1 protein-coding gene is annotated in these 703 nt (G+C 74.4%); it reads right to left on the bottom strand.

The features are described 5' to 3' along the window. Positions 1–662 (bottom strand): protein phosphatase 2C domain-containing protein (locus G6048_RS48410; protein ID WP_235991174.1); only part of this gene is annotated, 662 nt, incomplete at its 3' end. Between the last annotated feature and the right edge of the window lie 41 nt (positions 663–703).

The raw sequence follows: 703 nt of genomic DNA, 5'->3' as shown, positions 1-703 counted from the left end.
GGTTCGTACGGGCTCGGGGGTGTTGTGATGCCGAGGTCCATGGTCAGCCGGTCGCCCTCGGGCGTCTCGGAGGGCGGCGAACCGAAGCCGACCACGGCCTCGCCGGTGGTCTCGGTGACCTGCGGCTCGATGTCCTGGAATGCGCCGTCACGCAGCCGGAACAGACCGCCCTCACCGATGCCGAAGAAGACGCGCGTACGGCACTCGGGGTCGGCCGGAAGCAGCAGGCAGCGCAGGCTCGCCGTGTACTCCTCCGGATCGATGCCCTGCTCGGCGGCGGTGGCCCGGAGTTTGCCGAGGCTGCGGTCGGTGAGCCGGTGCAGCCCGGACTTGAGGTCGCCGCGCCGGGCCGCCCTGATGTCCTCGACGAGCCGCCCGTGGCTGCGCCCCACGGCCCGCGCGATCCACTGGCAGGCCTCGGCGGCGGCCAGATGCGCGCCGGGCGTGGCCCGCGCTCCGGTCGCCATGGCGACGAGTACCAGCGCCTGCTCCCCCGTCCCGAACCGCGCGGTCAGCAACGAGTCCCGCCGTGGCTCGCCCCGGTACCGCGCGGAGTCCCCGCGCACAGAAGCGGCCCGCAGCGTGCAGGCCCCGTAGTGCGCCCCGTCCAGCACGGTGTCGGCGACCAGGTCGTCGAGATCGTCGGGGTCCGCGGGCGGCAGGGCGGCAAGGACTTCGAGGCGGTCCGCTCCCGGATCGGCGG

The organism is Streptomyces ureilyticus, from assembly GCF_011045025.1.
Lineage (GTDB): Bacteria > Actinomycetota > Actinomycetes > Streptomycetales > Streptomycetaceae > Streptomyces > Streptomyces ureilyticus.
The sequence above is the reverse complement of the archived record's forward strand: the minus strand, read 5'-3'. Positions and strand labels throughout refer to the sequence as shown.